The sequence below is a fragment of the Duganella guangzhouensis genome (assembly GCF_009674535.1).
Lineage (GTDB): Bacteria > Pseudomonadota > Gammaproteobacteria > Burkholderiales > Burkholderiaceae_D > Rugamonas > Rugamonas guangzhouensis.
Genome location: NZ_WKJK01000008.1, coordinates 122156 through 138339 on the forward strand (window position 1 = coordinate 122156; position 16184 = coordinate 138339).

Consider the following 16184-nt stretch of genomic DNA (forward strand, 5'->3'; position numbering starts at 1 on the left):
TTAAGAACGGTAGTCAGCGTTGATCGACACGTAATCGTGCGACAGGTCGCAGGTGTACACCGTGGCCGATGCCGCACCGCGCGCCAGCTTCACGCGTACCGTGATTTCAGCCTGCTGCATCACGCGCTGGCCGTCTTCTTCCTTGTAGTCCGGATTGCGGCCGCCGTTCTTGGCCACCCACACATCGTCCAGATACAGATTCAGTTTGCTGACGTCCAGGTCGTCGACACCGGCGTAACCGATCGCGGCCAGGATGCGGCCCAGATTCGGATCGGACGCGAAGAAGGCGGTTTTCACCAGCGGCGAATGGCCGATCGAGTAAGCGATCTTGCGGCATTCTTCCACGCTGGCGCCCTCTTCCACAACGATGCTCATGAACTTGGTCGCGCCCTCGCCGTCACGCACGATGGCCTGGGCCAGGAACAGCGACAGCTCGGTCACCGCGTCGCGCAGTTGCGCGTATTCCGGCTGCTCCACCGAGGTGATTTCCAGCGCGCCGGCGCCGGTGGCGATCAGCATGAAGGAATCGTTGGTCGAAGTATCGCCATCGATGGTGATGCAGTTGAACGAATGATTGGCGGCGTGTTTGACCAGTTGGTCCAGCACCGGCTGCGCCACCTTGGCGTCCAGCGCCAGATAGCCCAGCATGGTCGCCATATTCGGCTTGATCATGCCGGCGCCCTTGGAGATACCGGTCATGGTCACGCTGTGGCCGCCGATGGTGACGGTGCGCGAGCCGGCTTTCGGCTGGGTGTCGGTGGTCATGATGGCTTCGGCAGCGTTATACCAGTTGTCGGCCTTCAGACCGGCCACCGCCTGCGGCAGACCAGCGATCACCTTGGCGGCCGGCAGCGGCTCCAGAATCACGCCGGTCGAGAACGGCAGGATCTGCGCCGCGTCCACGCCCAGCTGCGCCGCCAGCGCGGCGCAGGTCTCATTGGCCAGCGACAGGCCCAGCTCGCCGGTGCCGGCGTTGGCGTTGCCGGTGTTGACCAGCAACGCGGCGATCGGCTTGCCGCTGTCCTTGGCCGCCGCCAGATGCGCCTTGGCGATCTGTACCGGCGCCGCGCAGAAGCGGTTCAGCGTGAACACGCCGGCCACGGTGGCGCTCGGCGCCAGTTTCATCACCAGCACATCCTTGCGATTCGGCTTCTTGATGCCGGCTTCGGCAAAGCCGATTTCAATGCCGGCAACCGGCTTCAGTTCGGAGGCAATGGGCAGGGGGGAATTGACGGCCATATTCGTGATCTCGTGGGTGAAAAGAGGGAGCCGCTATTGTAATGCCTGCGCCGCCGCATGCGCGGAACCGCGCGGAAAGAGGCCATAACAGAACATCAAATTTGTTTAAAAATCACTATAAAGATATCGTACAACCCCCTGTTTTTACACAGGTTTTTGCACAAAAACCACAAAAATTTAGTACGTTCGTTCGGAAATGCATTTTTCATTTCATGCTCTGGGGAAATTAGTCTAAGGTGTCAACGAATGCCCCATCCCCGCATTATCAGAGACACAAGACGGCACAACCGTCACACCAACAACAACCCCTAGGATTGAACTCATGAAAAAGCAACTGTTAGTAGCTGCAGTATCTGCCGCCCTCGCTGCCGCCGCCGCCCTGCCGGCCCGCGCTGGCGCCATGGATGACGGCAATCTGAGCATCAGTGGTTTCGGCACGCTGGGCGTGGCCAAAAGCAATACCGACGAGGCGAAATTCGCCCGTTACAACCAGGCTGACGGCACCGGCGACAGCGCCCGCATCGGCCTCGACACCAACCTCGGCCTGCAAGCCACCTACAAATTCAACGACTGGCTGTCCGGCACCGCGCAGGTTTTGACCCGCAAAGCCACCCAGCCGAACTTCACCACCGACCTGACCTGGGCCTTCCTCAAAGCCCGCATCAACGATGAAGTGTCGGTGCGCGTCGGCCGCGTGGTGGTGCCAACCTTCCTGATCTCGGACTACCAGAACGTTGGCTACGCCAACACCATGATGCGTCCGCCGATCGAGATGTACAGCCAGAACCCGATTGAAAACTCGGACGGCGCCGACATCAACTATCAGCACGCCTTTGGCGATCTGAACTTCACCGCCCAGGCGTTTGCCGGCGTCAGCCGCGGCAAGCTGTTTGTGTCCTCGGGTACCGGCTCGACCGCGACCTACCGCGCGCCAGCCGCCGGTATCAGCCTGAGCGGCGAATACGGCCCGGTGCTGCTGCGCTTCGCCCACGCCCGCGCCGACATGCACATCAACGACCTGCAGCCGATCAACAGCCTGACCACCACCCTGAACAGCGTGGGCCTGAGCCAGCTGGCATCGGACCTCACCTTCACCTCCGGCAAGAAGATCGCCTTCACCTCGGTCGGCGGCACCCTGGACTGGAACAACATCGTAGGCCAGGCCGAGTACGCTCAGCGCCGCGCCAAGGAACCGGTCTATCTGCCGGACACCAACTCCTGGTACACCATGGTCGGCTACCGCATCGGCAAAGTACTGCCGTACTACGCGCATGCTTCGGCCAAGGGCGCCGGCAGCTCGGTCACCCCACCAGCCGCGCTGGCGCGCATTCCGGCGCTGAACAGCGTCGTCACCAGCCTGCTGGCCTCGTCCGAACAGAGCTCCGACATCATCGGCGTGCGTTGGGACTTCGCCAAATCGCTGGCACTGAAAGTACAGGTTGACCGCGTCAAGCCGCAAGCCAAATCGGGCCTACTGATTAACGTGCCGACCGCCGGCTACAGCAAGGACGTGACCGTGGTCGCGGCCGGCCTGGACTTCGTATTCTGATCGGGAGACTATAACAATGAAAAAAATTATGAGTGCGCTCCTGCTGACCGTGCTGGCGGCGGCAGCGCTGCCAGCCTCGGCGGAAATCGTCGTCATCGTCAGCAAGCAGAATCCGGCCACGCGCATGTTCTCGGAACAGGCGTCGCAATTCTTCCTCGGCAAATCCAACCTGTTCACGCCAGTCGACCAGGCTGACGGCTCGGCCATCCGCAACGAGTTCTACCACAAGGTGGCGGACAAGGACGCGGCCCAGGTCAAGGCGCTGTGGTCCAAGCTGGTGTTCACCGGTAAAGCCACGCCGCCGAAGGAATATCCAAACAGCGCCGAGGTCAAGAAAGCAGTTGCTGCCGATCCGAAAGCAATCGGGTATATTGATAAATCGGCAGTTGACGATAGCGTCAAAGTGATCCTGACACTGCCTTAACCCAGGCTGCCACCGGCCTGCCGCATCACCACTGCGGCAGGCGCGTACGCTCCTGGCATCGCCCAACAAGGAGTGAACGATTTGAGCCTGTCGCTACGCGCGAAATTTTTAATGCTCAGCGCCGTGGTGCAGGCGCTAGTGGTTGGCCTACTGATCTGGAACGGCCTGCGGCTGATGAACCACGCCGTCAACACCAATGCCGAACGGGTGGCGCAGGAATACGCCGTCACCCTCAACCTGTCCCTCAGTCCCTATGCCCTCAGCGGCCGTCTGCCCGAGCTCAACAGCTATCTGGGCGAAATGCTGTCCGATCCCGACGACAGCTTCCTGCGCTACCTGACCATCCTCGACGAACACGAGCAGCCGATCATCGCGGTCGGCCGCCGCGATACGCCGTTGCCGACGCTGCTGCGCGAAGGCGGCGGCACCAGCTTCAAGGGCGTGCGCACGCTGCTCAGCGCAGCCACGCTGCACGCGCGCTCGCCGCTGCTGCTGGCCAACAACCGCATCGGCAGCATCAACTTCGGCCTCACCACCAAAGACCTGCAACGCGCGCGCGACGAAGTGCTGATGCAAAGCGTCGGCATCGCGCTGTTCGGCTTTGCGCTGGGGGTGCTGATGTTTTACGTGTTCACCCACGGCATCGGCCGCCGCCTACAGGCGCTGACCGGCGAAGCGCAGCAACTGGCGCTGGGCGATTACAGTCGCGCGCTGCCGGTGCAGGGCGAAGATGAAATCGCCATCTTCACGCGCACCCTCAACACCATGAGCGCGGCGCTGCGCGAACGGATCGGCCAGCTGGAGCAGTCGCAGCAGCGGCTGTCCGAATCCGAGGCGCGCTTCAAGACCCTGTTTGAAATGGCGCCGCTGCCACTGAGCGTGTCCGACCGCGACGGCCGCATCGTGGCCGCCAACCGCGCGCTGGTGCACACCTTCGGCAAGAGCGCTACCAGCCTGATCGGCAAGCGCAGCGACGAAGTGCCGTTCTGGGCCAGCAGTCTGGAGCGCGAACGGATCTGGCGCATGTACCGCGACGATGGCGCCGTGCATGGCGCCATCGCCGGCGTGCTGCTGCCGGACGGCAGCGTGGGCAGCGTCGCCATCTGGTCGTCGTCGCTGACGCTGGACGGCAACGGCGCCATCATCTGGGCGCTGCTGGACCTGACCGAAGAACTGAACGCCAAGCGCGAACTGAAAGACCTGAACTACTCGCTGGAAAGCCGGGTGCGCGAACGCTCGGCCGCGCTGGAGCGCGCCAACACCGACCTCAGCACCGCGCTCGACACGCTGCGTCATACCCAGGACGAACTGCTGGCGTCGGAAAAAATGGCGTCGCTGGGCTCGCTGGTGGCTGGCATCGCGCACGAGCTCAACACCCCGATCGGCAACAGCCTGCTGGCCTCCACCGCGCTGCGCGACCGGGTGCAGGAATTCGAACGCCACGTCGCCGCCGGCGCGCTGCGGCGCTCCGAGCTGAGCGCCCACCTGGACGAAGTGCGCATGGCCAGCGAACTGATCACCGGCTCGCTGCACAAGGCGGCCGAACTGATCTCCTCGTTCAAACAGATCGCGGTCGACCAGACCAACGACCAGCGGCGCGGCTTTGATTTGCTGGCGGCGGTGCAAGACACCATCGCCACCTACATGCCACGACTGCGGCGGGTGCCGTGCGAAGTGGTGTTGCAGATCCCGGCGGGGCTGGTGCTGGACTCGTATCCGGGTGGCGTATACCAGATCCTTAACAACCTCATCAACAACGCCCTGACCCACGCGTTTGAAAAGCGCCAGCGCGGCGAAATCACCGTCCGCGCCGAAGAAACCGCGGACGGCATGATCGACCTGCAATTCAGCGACGACGGCTGCGGCATGACCGAAGAAGTGCAACGCCGCGTATTCGATCCCTTCTTCACCACCAAGATGGGCCAGGGCGGGACCGGGCTGGGCATGAACATCGTCTACAACATCGTCACCGGCGTGCTGGGCGGGCGCATCGTCATCGACAGCGCGCCCGGCGCCGGCACCACCATCCGCATGACCTTCCCCCGCGTCGCGCCCCAAAAATAACCCCGGAGTTAGTCGATGCCGTAGGTGGTGGGCCAGTGGCGCGGCAGGTAGTGGGTGCCGAAGACGCGGTCCAGCACCGGCAGTGTGGAGGCGTAGTTGCGGTTGATGTGGTCGCGCCGGCTATGGTGCCAGTGGTGGAACGCTGGGGTTGCGATCAGCCATTCCAACGGTCCCAGCCGCCAGCGCAGGTTGGCGTGAATGAAAAAGCCCCATAAGGTGCCCAGCAACAGCAGCAGCGCCGGCGCGCCGCTGCCGGCCAGGCTGGGGCCGGCCAGTCCCAACAGGTATAGCGGCACCAGGCCGAATAACCGTGTCACCACCATGTCCACCGGATGGGTGCGGGTGTTGGCGAGGAAATGCATGTGCTCGGTACTGTGGTGGACCGCGTGAAAGCGCCACAGCCACGGCAGTTCGTGGCTCAGCCGGTGTCCCCAGTAGAAGCCGATTTCGCCGACCACAAACGCCAGCAGCAGCCGGACGCCGAGCGGCAGGCTTTGTAGTGCTGAACTCAGCGCTTGCGGCACGATGTGCTGGGCTGTCACCGCCAGCAACGCCGTCGGCGCGCTCAGCAGGACGATCGGCACCAGGCTGCTCATCACGTAGAAGCCCAGATCCTGCAGGCGCTGACGCCATGAGCGCGCCGGCTGGGCGGCGCCAAACCAGCGCTCCAGCGGCACGAACAACGCGGTCAACAGCACCAGCCACAGGCTGAGCCGTACGACCGCGGCAAGGAACTCGTTCAGCGACGGCATGCGGCTGCGACGCGGCGACGACGCGCCATAAAGCCCAGCAGGCCCATGCCGCCAAGCAGCATGCCCCAGGTCGACGGCTCAGGCACGGCCGAGATCAGCGATACGCTGTCCAGCAGCAGGAACGGCGGCGCGCCCGGCGTCGAGCCTTGCGCCAGGAACGACAGCAATTCGCTGGCGCTGGTGGCGGTAAAAGTCATGGAGGCGGTTTTCCAGCCGCTGAAGCCGCCACTGGCGATGCTCAACGCGCTCGAATTCTGCGTGCTGCTGCCCAGCGTCACGGCCCAGTAGTTGTTGCTGTTGTCGCCGTCAAAACCGACCTGCTGCGCCAGCGCGTAGTCAAACGTCAGCGTGTAGGTGCCGCCCACGGTCAGGCCGCTGATGCTCTGCGACAGCGCGCCCGGATAGTACAGCGCGTCGGAAGCGAAGATGTTGCCGCCATTGGCCGAGGCGGTGTACGGGCTTTTCAGCCAAATGGCGGAATCCCAGGTGCCGGCAATCGCGCTGTTCAGCACGAAGTTGTAGCCGCCATCGTTGATATTGCTGTTGTAGCTGCTGCTCCAGCCGGTTATCGTGGTGCGGTTGCTGTCGCTGGTGTCGGCGCCCGACAGCTGTTTGTTGGTGCCGTTGGTGGTTTGTTCGAAATTGCCGTTGGTGACCAGGTTGGTCGAGGCGTGGGCCACACCGCCGCTCAGCGTGGCAACGGCGAACAGGGACAACAGAATAGTTTGAATGCGCATAACGCAAAGCTCCAAAAAAGGTCGATAGGAATACAAGCTATCGGCGTTTTTCTGGGCCGAGATGGGATTCGAAGAGGCACTTCTCTGTCGAACCGGGCGGTAGGATTCGGGACTTGGAGTCATCCAAAGTCATTGCACTAGAGATATTCTAGCAGAGCTTGCGTAAAAAATCACCAATTCTCACTTTCACAGCGACGCATAAAAAAACCCCGTAACGCCATCCGCGCTACGGGGTTTTATCATGGGCTACAGCCGATCAGGCCAGCTTGCCGTGGCAGGCTTTGTATTTCTTGCCGCTGCCGCATGGGCATGGATCGTTGCGGCCGACTTTCAGGCCCAGTTCCATCAGCTGCTCGCCGCTCAGGTTGGCCAGCTCCGGCGGCAGGCCGGTGAATTGCGGCGGCGCCAGCAGGTCTTCCGGCGCGGCGTTCGGGTTGAAATCGGCGTGCTGGTAGCTGACGTTTTCCACGTGCGATTGCTGCATCGCGGCTTCCGCTGCGTCGATCTCTTCGCGCGACTGGATGCGCACGGTCATGATCAGCTTGACGACTTCATTCTTGATCATGTCCAGCATCTGGCCGAACAGTTCGAACGCTTCGCGCTTGTATTCCTGCTTCGGATTCTTCTGCGCATAGCCGCGCAGGTGGATACCCTGACGCAGGTGGTCCAGCGCCGCCAGGTGCTCGCGCCAGTGCGAGTCAACCGACTGCAGCATGACGTTGCGCTCGAAGCCGCCGAACGATTCCTTGCCGACGATGTCCACCTTCGACTGGTACAGCGCATCGGCCGCCGCCAGCACGCGTTCAACGATTTCGTCGTCGATCAGGTTAGGCTCTTTCTCGACCATGGCGCTCAGCGGCACGTCCAGCTGCCACTCGGCGGCCAGCGCCGCTTCCAGACCTTTCAGGTTCCACTGCTCTTCGACCGATTCCGCCGGCACGTATTCACGCACCAGGTCGGTGAACGCGCCGTGGCGCAGCGAGGCGATCAGTTCCGAAATATCGGCCGCTTCCAGCAATTCGTTACGCTGGGTGTAGATCACTTTACGCTGGTCGTTGGCGACGTCGTCGTATTCCAGCAGCTGCTTACGGATGTCGAAGTTGCGCGCCTCAACCTTGCGCTGCGCCGATTCGATCGAGCGCGAAACAATGCCCGCTTCGATTGGCTCGCCTTCCGGCATCTTCAGACGGTCCATCACCGCGCGCACGCGGTCGCCGGCGAAGATGCGCAGCAACGGGTCGTCCAGCGACAGGAAGAAGCGCGACATGCCAGGGTCACCCTGACGCGCCGCGCGACCGCGCAGCTGGTTGTCGACCCGGCGCGATTCGTGCCGCTCGGTGCCGACGATGTGCAGTCCGCCAGCGGCCACCACTTGCTCGTGCAGCGCCTGCCAGCCGTCGCGCAGCTTCTGCGCTTGCGCCGCCTTGTCGGCGTCGCTCAGGTCCGGATTGGCTTCGATGAACTGAATTTGCTTTTCAACGTTACCGCCCAACACGATGTCGGTACCGCGACCGGCCATGTTGGTGGCGATGGTGATCGCTTTCGGCGAACCCGCCTGGGCGATGATCTCCGCTTCGCGCGCGTGCTGCTTCGCGTTCAGCACGTTGTGCGGCAGGCCGGCCTTGGTCAGGATGCCCGACAGCAGCTCGGAGTTTTCAATCGAGGTGGTACCCACCAGCACCGGTTGGCCGCGATCGTAGCATTCGCGGATTTCCAGCATCATGGCGTTGTACTTTTCTTGCGCCGATTTGTACACCTGGTCCTGGCGGTCTTTACGGGCCGACGGACGGTTAGGTGGAATCACCACGGTTTCCAGGCCGTAGATTTCCTGGAATTCGTACGCTTCGGTGTCGGCGGTACCGGTCATGCCGGACAGCTTGGCATACATGCGGAAGTAGTTCTGGAAGGTGATCGAGGCCAGCGTCTGGTTCTCGTTCTGAATCTTGACGCCCTCTTTCGCCTCGACCGCCTGGTGCAGGCCGTCGGACCAACGGCGGCCGGTCATCAGACGGCCGGTGAATTCGTCGACGATCACCACTTCATTGTTCTGCACCACGTAGTGCTGATCCTTGAAGTACAGCGCGTGCGCGCGCAGCGCCGCGTACAGGTGGTGCACCAGCGTGATGTTGGCCGAGTCGTACAGCGAGGCGCCTTCCGGCAGCAGGCCCATCTGGGTCAGGATGCCTTCGGCCTTTTCGTGGCCGGCTTCGGTCAGCAGCACCTGATGCGATTTCTCATCCTTGGTGTAATCGCCCGGCACTTCGACATTGTTCTTGCCGTCCGGGGTTTCCTCACCAATCTGCAGGGTCAGCAGCTTAGGCAGTTCATTGATCTTGTAGTACAGGTCGGTGTGGTTCTCGGCCTGGCCGGAGATGATCAGCGGGGTCCGTGCTTCGTCGATCAGGATCGAGTCAACTTCATCGACGATGCCGAAGTTCAGCACGCGCTGCACGCGGTCCTTGGCGTCGAACACCATGTTGTCGCGCAGGTAGTCGAAGCCGAATTCGTTGTTGGTGCCGTAGGTGATGTCCGAGGCGTAGGCCGATTGCTTCTGGTCGTGCGGCATCTGCGACAGATTGATACCGGTAGTCAGGCCCAGCCAGCTGTACAGCTTGGCCATGGTCTCGGCATCGCGCTGCGCCAGGTAATCATTGACCGTGACGATGTGCACGCCCTTGCCCGACAGCGCATTCAGATAAGCCGGCAGGGTCGCGGTCAGGGTTTTACCTTCACCGGTGCCCATTTCGGCGATTTTGCCGTAGTGCAGAACCATGCCGCCGATCATTTGCACGTCGAAGTGACGCATCTTCATCACGCGCTTGGACGCTTCGCGGCATACCGCAAAGGCTTCCGGCAGGATGGCGTCCAGCGTCTCGCCGGCGGCGATGCGTTCCTTGAAGGCGGGCGTCTTGGCTTGCAGCTCGGCGTCCGACAGTTTTTCCATCGCCGGTTCGAGCGCATTGATCTCGCGTACCGTTTTTTGGTATTGCTTGAGCAGGCGCTGGTTGCGGCTGCCGAAAATCTTGGTCAGAAAAGACATGCTTGAATTCTTGAAAAAACGCCGTTAAAAAAAGCTCTGCGCCTTGACGCACGGAGTTGGACTATGGCAAAAGACGGTGATTTTATCACGCGGCCGAAGCTACATTGGGTTATTAGCCTATATAACAATAGCACTAAGGTGAACAATGTCACAAAATCAAGCAATTTTAACCGGTGGTGACGATTTTGGGGCGCTGTGATATGGTTCGCCGCATGCGTTTCAACTCCTCCAACAATATCGCGCTGGCGCGCCGCACCGCGGTCGGCGCCACTGACTTCCTGCGCCGCCACGACAAGATGGCCGCGCTGATGCCGGCCGTCGAGCGCATGGCGCGGCTGCAGAAGGATTGCGCCGAATGCCTGCCGGCGATGTTCAAGTACTGCGAAATCCTGGCGTTCGAGGATGGCCAGCTGACGCTGTCGCTGCCGACCACCGCGCTGGCGGCCAAGCTCAAACAGCAATTGCCGAAATTACAAGAAACCCTGGCGCGGCGCGGCTGGCAGGTCGCCAACGTGCGGCTCAAGGTGCAGATGACCAAGCCGGCCCAGATCAAGGAAAAGATGCGGGCGCTGGAATTGCCAGGCGCCGCCGTGGAGGCCTTCGACCAGCTCAGCGCGACGCTCGAGCCCTCGCCGCAGAACACGGCGCTGATCGACGCGGTGAAGGCCATGGTGGCCCGTCGCCGCGCCGGTGGCGGCTAACTCGGTTAGCAGCTCAAGTTAGCGCCCACTCACGCGCCATCTGGCGCACATAGGACTGCGGCGCCACGTCGTGGCTTTCAAAAGTGACGATTTCATACGCATCCGGATGCTTGAGCAGTTCCAGCAGCAGCTGGTTGTTCAGCGCGTGGCCGGATTTGTGCGCCTCGTAGCTGGCCAGCAGCGGATGGCCGACCAGGTACAGGTCGCCAATCGCGTCCAGGATCTTGTGGCGCACGAACTCGTCTTCATAGCGCAGACCGTCCGAGTTGAGGATGCGGTACTCATCCATCACAATCGCGTTTTCCAGCGAACCGCCGCGCGCCAGGCCGATGCCGCGCAACATTTCCACGTCTTGCATGAAACCGAAGGTGCGGGCGCGCGCCACGTCGTGCACATAGGAGACGTCGCCAAAGTCGACGGTGGCGCGCTGCTGCGTGCCATCCACCGCCGGATGGTTGAATTCGATGAAGAAGTCCAGCTTGAAGCCGTCGTGCGGCAGCAGGCGCGCCCACTTTTCCTTGTCGCCGCTGCCCTCGCGGATTTCGACCGGCTTCAGCACGCGGATGAATTTCTTGGCGGCCGGCTGCTCCAGCACGCCCGCCTGCTGCAACAGGAACACGAACGACGAAGCCGAACCGTCCATGATCGGGATTTCTTCAGCGCTGACTTCAATGTACAGATTGTCAATACCGAGGCCGGCGCAGGCCGACATCAGGTGCTCGACCGTGGAGACGCGGGCGCCATCCTTCACCAGCACCGACGCCATGCGGGTATCGCCCACCGCCATCGCGCTGGAGGGAAACTCCACCATCGGCTGCAAGTCGACGCGGCGGAACACAATGCCGGTATCCGGCGCGGCCGGCCGCAGGGTCAGCTCGACCTTGGTGCCGGAATGCAGGCCGACACCCGTGGTGCGGACCAGTTCTTTGATAGTGCGTTGTTTTAACATCCGACGATTATAACGAACTTGCCATCGCTATGCTGTTGGACAAGTTCTGAAATCATTTAACGGATAAGGCAAACACCCACTTCCTCAATTGCTATACACTGACTTTCACCAAATCCCGAATGAGGTGTGTCATGCAAGAACCTATTGCGGAGCTCGATGACATAACAATGCAGGCGCTGGCTAAAATGGCGCGCGCCGTAATCGCCGATTCAGGCGGCAAGTCCGGTGCTGAGCTCTTAAAAATGCTTATTCCTGAGCTGGCAAAGCCACGCACGGCTACCGAAAATGCCGCCATCGAGGCACATGCCATGCGACTCCTTACCGCCATGAGCATGCATGGAATCTGGCGGCATAAACCGGACATCATCAAGGACGTCGCCAACTATCAGCAGGAGATCCGGGCTGAATGGCAATAGTCCTATTCGACACGAACATCCTCATCGATTCCTTTGCCGGCTACGGTGCCGCCACTCTGGAGCTGGCTCGCTACGAAGACGCAATCATTAGCGTCATCACCTGGATGGAAGTAGCATGCAAAATGGACGAGGAGGAATTGGCACAGTTCCAATACGTGCTCGATCGTATGGGAATACGTGTTGTCCAGACCAATGAGGCGATCATGCATGCCGCTGCCGCCATCCGCGGTAAGAGTCTCGTCATACACCCTAAAATCGCGCTGCCAGACGCCATCATACGCGCCACCGCAGAAATTGATGGTAGGTTACTCATCACGCGCAATCCCAAAGACTTTGGCGGCATCAGCGCTTCCATACGTGTGCCTTATACTATCGTAGGTGGAGCGGCGATCAATATTCAACCGCCACCTCCCTGAGCGTCATGGATGCTCAGCCTCGGCGTGAACGGCTTCCCGCCGCACCAGATAGATGCCGCTGGCGATAATGATACCGGCTCCCAGCAGCGTGTAACCGTCCGGCAAGGTCTGCCACAAGGCCCAGTCGATCGCCACGCCCCAGGCCAGCGCCGTGTACTCGAACGGCGCCACCACTGACGCCTTGCCCATGCTGAAGGCGCGGGTGATCGCCAGTTGGCCGAAAAAGCCGCTCAGCGCCAGCGCCAGCAGCACCCAGCCATCGTCGGCGCGCACCGGCACCCAGTGCGGATACGACAGCGCCAGGCCAGCGCCGGCCATCATGATCAGATACCAGAACATCATCGACTCATTGCTGTCGGTGCGCGCCAGCACGCGGCTGTTGATGGCGCTGGCCGCGTAGCAAGCCGCCGCGCCCAGCACCGCCAGTCCGCCCAGCGACAGGAAGCCGGTACCCTCGGGCCGCAGCACCACCACCACGCCCAGCAACCCGACCCCGATCGCCACCCACTGGCCGCGGCTGACATGCTCTTTCAGGATGAACACCGACAGCGCGGTAATCAGCGCCGGCGCGATGAAGAACAGCGAATACGCCTCGGCCAGCGACAGCATGCTGAGGCCGTAAGCGAACATTGTCAGCATGCCGGTGCCGAGCACGGCGCGCAGCACGTGCATCGACCAGCGCACGCGCCAGATGCCCTTGAAGGCGCCGCGATACAGGATGTAGCCGCACAGCAGCGGCAGCGAACTGAGTGCGCGCAGCGCGGTCACCTGGGTGGCGGGATAATGTGCGGACAACAGCTTCATGGTGGTATCCATGAAGGAGAACATGGCAACGGCGATCAGCATCGCATAGATCGCGCGCAGATTTTCTTGACGGCTGGACAGGGGAAGCTCCTGGAACGGGAGAACGTCATCATGGCGACGTTGTGAGCCAGGACGGCGCGAGCGCGCCATCGCTGGCATTATAACAAGCCGTTCTAGCCGTCAGGCCAGCAAGCCATCAGGCGGCGGCGCGCAATTCCGCCAGTCCGGCCTCCGTGCTCATCACCGGCTCATAGCCCAGCTCGCGGCGCGCCTTGCCGATGTCCAGCGTAACTTCAACCGCCATGGTGGCAAACTCCTGGCGCGAAATCGGCGGCTTGATGCGGCCCTGGCTGAGATTGGCGAGCAGGTCGCCCACGGCGGCGATCTTGCGCAGCAGCGCGCGCGGCACGCTCTTGTCCGGCGCCACCACGCCCTGCGTGGCCAGCAATTGCGTGATGAACTCGCGGAACAGCTGCGGCTGATCATCGGTAATGAAATACACCTCGCCGCTGCGGCCGCGCTGCAGCGCCAGCTCAACGCCGGCGCACAGATTGGCGATATGCGTGGTCGAGGTGCGATAGCCGCCGCCATCGATCCAGGCCAGTTTGCCGGCGCGGGCGGCGGCCAGCAGCTGCGGCAGCGCGGTGCTGTCGTCGCGGCCCCAGACGAAGCGCGGCCGCAGCGCCATCACCCGCATCGCCGCCGTGGCGAACGACAAGGCAATGCGCTCAGCCTCGCCCTTGGTGCGCGAGTAAGCGCCGGCCGGCCGCGCCGGGAACGGATGTTCTTCGGTGGCGTTGACCAGCGGCTGGCCATCCAGCAGCACCGACTCGGTACTGATGTGGACTGCCTGAGCAATGCCGGCATGGCGCGCGGACGCGAACACATGGCGCGTGCCATCGAGATTGCTGAGGCGCTGCGCCTCGCTGCCCCAGCCGTGATTGGTGTCGGCGGCGGCGTGGATCAGCATGTCGCAGCCTTGCATGGCGGTACTGAGGCCGGCATCCAGCAAATCGCCGTGATACGGCACCGCGCCCAGTTGCGCCACCGTGGCGGCGGCCTGTTCGCTGCGCGCCAATGCGATGACGGTATCGCCGCGCGCGACGAAATGGCGGATCAGGTTGCGGCCGACATAGCCGCTGCCGCCGGTGATGAAGAGGCGGCTCATGCGTCCACCTTCTGCTCGGCCAGCCAGGCGATATCGGCCAGAATGGCGCTGCGCTGCTCCTGCGGCCAGCGATGGAAATCCAGCGATTCCAGCAGCTTCAAGCCTTCCAGCGCCAGATACGCCAGCAGTGCGCCGCGCGGCTGGGCGGCGGTCGCCGTCACCTTGTCGATCACGGCGGCCTGGTTGTTTTGCACATGGGCGCGCAGCTCGCGGTCCTGCGTCAGGGCGGCGCACAGATTGAGCGCGACGGCGCGGAATTCTTCCGGCAAGGGTTGCGCGGCGGCCGCGATGCGGCCACGGATGGCCACGCTGGACACTTCGCCCAGGCTGGCGATAACGGCGTCGTTGTGCGCGTTATCGTTGCGCACCGCGCGCTGCACCACGGCGGCGATCAGCGCCTGCTTGGACTTGTAGTCATACAGCACGCTGGCCTTGCTGATGCCAGCCTGCTCGGCCACCGCCTCCAGCGTCAAGCGCGCCGCGCCATCGCGCGCCACCACCTGCTCCGCCGCATCCAGGATTTGTTCCTGATCGATTACCCGCTTACGCCCCACAACCACCTCCGATAATTTATTTCCGACCGGATGGATATTAATTTTATACAAGCAGACTGTCAAGTAGTGGCTCGTATCAAAACCACGCTCAAAAATCGGCGTAGCATGCGAGGAAAGGAGGCCACGCGATGAAAACACTCACACTCAAAGTGCAGCAGGTGGACGCGCAATTTATTGTTGTAATCCCTGCCGATATTGCCACCAAACTGCATCTATCTGCGGGGCAGCCAATTAAGGTCATCATTCCGTCCACCGCCGATGATATCCATAACGCTCAAAATGACGCTTTAACGTTAGAGCAAAAACTCGCGCTGTACGACGCCGAAAAAATGGGTGGGGAAGTCATGGCTGACATCCCGGCGGGCAAAGAGGTTATCAGATGAAACACACCAAGCTCTGGTCACCAGGGCGGCGCGATATCATCTGGATCGACTTCAATCCACACGTCGGTCTTGAAATGAAGGACTATACACAGCAACCTAAGTCCTTCGATTGGCGCAAGCGTGGCGCAAAACCACACCCGATGAAACAAGCCCCTGTGACCGCATTTCGTTCAGCTTGCGATGCATTAAACCAAATCGTCTTGCTCTGCTAGGCGGGCAGCAACATCACCAACTTGAGGTCGTGGCGTTTGGCGAGGTGGAGGGTGACTTGGTTGAAGCTGAGTTCGCCCGCGCGCGGATGCTGGAAGCGGCGCAGTCCGCCCTCGCGGCCGACCACTTCCTGCGAGGTCCACAACGCCTGGAATTCGGCGCTATCGCGCGCCAGATCGGCAATCAAGGTGGCCAGCGCGGCATCGCCGGCGTGCTTGCCGATGTCGGCGCGGAACTCGGCCACCAGCCGGTGCGCGCGATCTTCCCAGTCGACGATCAGGCCGCGCGCGGCGGCGGCGCGGAACATGAAGCGCAGCAGATTGGGCCGCTGCGCTGCCGTCGCCTCCACATCCAGCCAGCCACCGAACAGTGCCGCCGCGTGCGTGTTCCACGCCACCGCGTTCCACTGCCGATCCAGCACATAGGCCGGCGCGTCGATCGCGGCCACCATCGTATCCAGCGCATCATCGTCGCCGACGCCATCCTCGTCATCGTGTTGCGGATCCAGCCGCTCGGCCAGTTGGAACAGATAGCCGCGCTCGGCCGCGCTGAGTTGCAGCACATCGGCCATGCGCGCCAGCAGCTTGCCGGACGCCGCCACCTCCCTGCCCTGCTCCAGCCACGTCAGCCAGGTCGGGCTGACTTCGCACAGTTGCGCCAGTTCCTCGCGCCGCAAGCCCGGCGTGCGGCGCCGTCCGCCGCCCGACAGGCCGACGCTGGCGGGCGTGGTGCGCTCGCGATGAGCGCGGATAAATTCTCCGAGGGTGGTCTGCATGGT

Annotated in this window: 17 protein-coding genes; 8 read left to right on the forward strand and 9 right to left on the reverse strand. The window is 62.3% G+C overall.

Annotated features, from left to right (window positions below):
* Positions 1 to 1239, reverse strand: coding sequence for a bifunctional glutamate N-acetyltransferase/amino-acid acetyltransferase ArgJ (argJ, locus tag GJ699_RS16510; protein ID WP_154378161.1), 1239 nt, complete (start codon positions 1237 to 1239; stop codon positions 1 to 3).
* Positions 1240 to 1561: 322 nt separating this feature from the next.
* Between argJ and GJ699_RS16515 the strand changes: the two genes are divergently transcribed.
* The 3 genes from GJ699_RS16515 (at position 1562) to GJ699_RS16525 (ending at position 5276) form a co-directional block, all read left to right on the forward strand.
* The gene (locus GJ699_RS16515; RefSeq protein ID WP_154378163.1) at positions 1562 to 2788 is read left to right on the forward strand and encodes a porin; all 1227 of its coding nucleotides are present in this window, start codon (positions 1562 to 1564) and stop codon (positions 2786 to 2788) included.
* Between the two features lie 28 nt (positions 2789 to 2816).
* Entirely contained in the window at positions 2817 to 3212 is a 396-nt protein-coding gene (locus GJ699_RS16520; RefSeq protein WP_371867576.1) for a type 2 periplasmic-binding domain-containing protein, read from the forward strand.
* Positions 3213 to 3293: 81 nt separating this feature from the next.
* Complete coding sequence (locus GJ699_RS16525; protein WP_154378168.1) at positions 3294 to 5276, forward strand: sensor histidine kinase; 1983 nt, start codon at positions 3294 to 3296, stop codon at positions 5274 to 5276.
* Positions 5277 to 5284: 8 nt separating this feature from the next.
* Here GJ699_RS16525 and GJ699_RS16530 read toward each other — a convergent pair whose 3' ends face one another.
* The 3 genes from GJ699_RS16530 to secA all read right to left on the reverse strand — a co-directional run bounded on the left by GJ699_RS16530 (position 5285) and on the right by secA (position 9805).
* The gene (locus tag GJ699_RS16530) at positions 5285 to 6028 is read right to left on the reverse strand and encodes a sterol desaturase family protein (protein WP_154378170.1); all 744 of its coding nucleotides are present in this window, start codon (positions 6026 to 6028) and stop codon (positions 5285 to 5287) included.
* Positions 6016 to 6765, reverse strand: coding sequence for a PEPxxWA-CTERM sorting domain-containing protein (locus tag GJ699_RS16535; RefSeq protein ID WP_195763566.1), 750 nt, complete (start codon positions 6763 to 6765; stop codon positions 6016 to 6018). The genes GJ699_RS16530 and GJ699_RS16535 overlap by 13 nt, the downstream gene beginning before the upstream one ends.
* Before the next feature lie 256 nt (positions 6766 to 7021).
* Positions 7022 to 9805, reverse strand: coding sequence for a preprotein translocase subunit SecA (secA, locus tag GJ699_RS16540; protein WP_154378174.1), 2784 nt, complete (start codon positions 9803 to 9805; stop codon positions 7022 to 7024).
* Between the two features lie 212 nt (positions 9806 to 10017).
* Here secA and GJ699_RS16545 point away from each other — a divergent pair, with 212 nt between their 5' ends.
* A complete protein-coding gene (locus tag GJ699_RS16545) occupies positions 10018 to 10506 on the forward strand; it encodes a DciA family protein (protein WP_229262129.1) in 489 nt (162 codons plus the stop codon).
* A 13-nt stretch (positions 10507 to 10519) separates the two neighbouring features.
* On the opposite strand, the gene lpxC is transcribed toward GJ699_RS16545, so the two are convergent.
* Positions 10520 to 11455 carry a UDP-3-O-acyl-N-acetylglucosamine deacetylase gene (gene lpxC, locus GJ699_RS16550; protein ID WP_154378178.1) on the reverse strand — a complete coding sequence of 312 codons (936 nt, stop codon included), beginning with the start codon at positions 11453 to 11455 and terminating at the stop codon, positions 10520 to 10522.
* A 131-nt stretch (positions 11456 to 11586) separates the two neighbouring features.
* Between lpxC and GJ699_RS16555 the strand changes: the two genes are divergently transcribed.
* Positions 11587 to 11871: a hypothetical protein gene (locus GJ699_RS16555; protein ID WP_154378181.1), complete on the forward strand. Its 285-nt coding sequence runs from the start codon at positions 11587 to 11589 to the stop codon at positions 11869 to 11871.
* On the forward strand, positions 11862 to 12287 hold the full coding sequence (locus GJ699_RS16560; RefSeq protein ID WP_154378183.1) for a PIN domain-containing protein: 426 nt from the start codon (positions 11862 to 11864) through the stop codon (positions 12285 to 12287). Before GJ699_RS16555 ends, GJ699_RS16560 begins: the two co-directional genes overlap by 10 nt.
* A 3-nt stretch (positions 12288 to 12290) precedes the next feature.
* On the opposite strand, the gene GJ699_RS16565 is transcribed toward GJ699_RS16560, so the two are convergent.
* The 3 genes from GJ699_RS16565 to GJ699_RS16575 form a co-directional block, all read right to left on the reverse strand.
* Positions 12291 to 13133, reverse strand: coding sequence for a DMT family transporter (locus tag GJ699_RS16565; RefSeq protein WP_154378185.1), 843 nt, complete (start codon positions 13131 to 13133; stop codon positions 12291 to 12293).
* A gap of 154 nt (positions 13134 to 13287) precedes the next feature.
* Positions 13288 to 14259: an NAD-dependent epimerase/dehydratase family protein gene (locus GJ699_RS16570; RefSeq protein WP_154378187.1), complete on the reverse strand. Its 972-nt coding sequence runs from the start codon at positions 14257 to 14259 to the stop codon at positions 13288 to 13290.
* Positions 14256 to 14813 carry a TetR/AcrR family transcriptional regulator gene (locus GJ699_RS16575; protein WP_371867577.1) on the reverse strand — a complete coding sequence of 186 codons (558 nt, stop codon included), beginning with the start codon at positions 14811 to 14813 and terminating at the stop codon, positions 14256 to 14258. Before GJ699_RS16575 ends, GJ699_RS16570 begins: the two co-directional genes overlap by 4 nt.
* Before the next feature lie 128 nt (positions 14814 to 14941).
* Between GJ699_RS16575 and GJ699_RS16580 the strand changes: the two genes are divergently transcribed.
* Complete coding sequence (locus GJ699_RS16580) at positions 14942 to 15196, forward strand: AbrB/MazE/SpoVT family DNA-binding domain-containing protein (protein WP_154378191.1); 255 nt, start codon at positions 14942 to 14944, stop codon at positions 15194 to 15196.
* A complete protein-coding gene (locus GJ699_RS34185) occupies positions 15193 to 15408 on the forward strand; it encodes a hypothetical protein (RefSeq protein WP_195763567.1) in 216 nt (71 codons plus the stop codon). The genes GJ699_RS16580 and GJ699_RS34185 overlap by 4 nt, the downstream gene beginning before the upstream one ends.
* On the opposite strand, the gene GJ699_RS16590 is transcribed toward GJ699_RS34185, so the two are convergent.
* Positions 15405 to 16181 (reverse strand): helix-turn-helix transcriptional regulator, encoded by a 777-nt coding sequence (locus tag GJ699_RS16590; protein ID WP_154378193.1) that lies wholly within the window; start codon positions 16179 to 16181, stop codon positions 15405 to 15407. The genes GJ699_RS34185 and GJ699_RS16590 overlap by 4 nt on opposite strands.
* Positions 16182 to 16184: the final 3 nt, after the last annotated feature.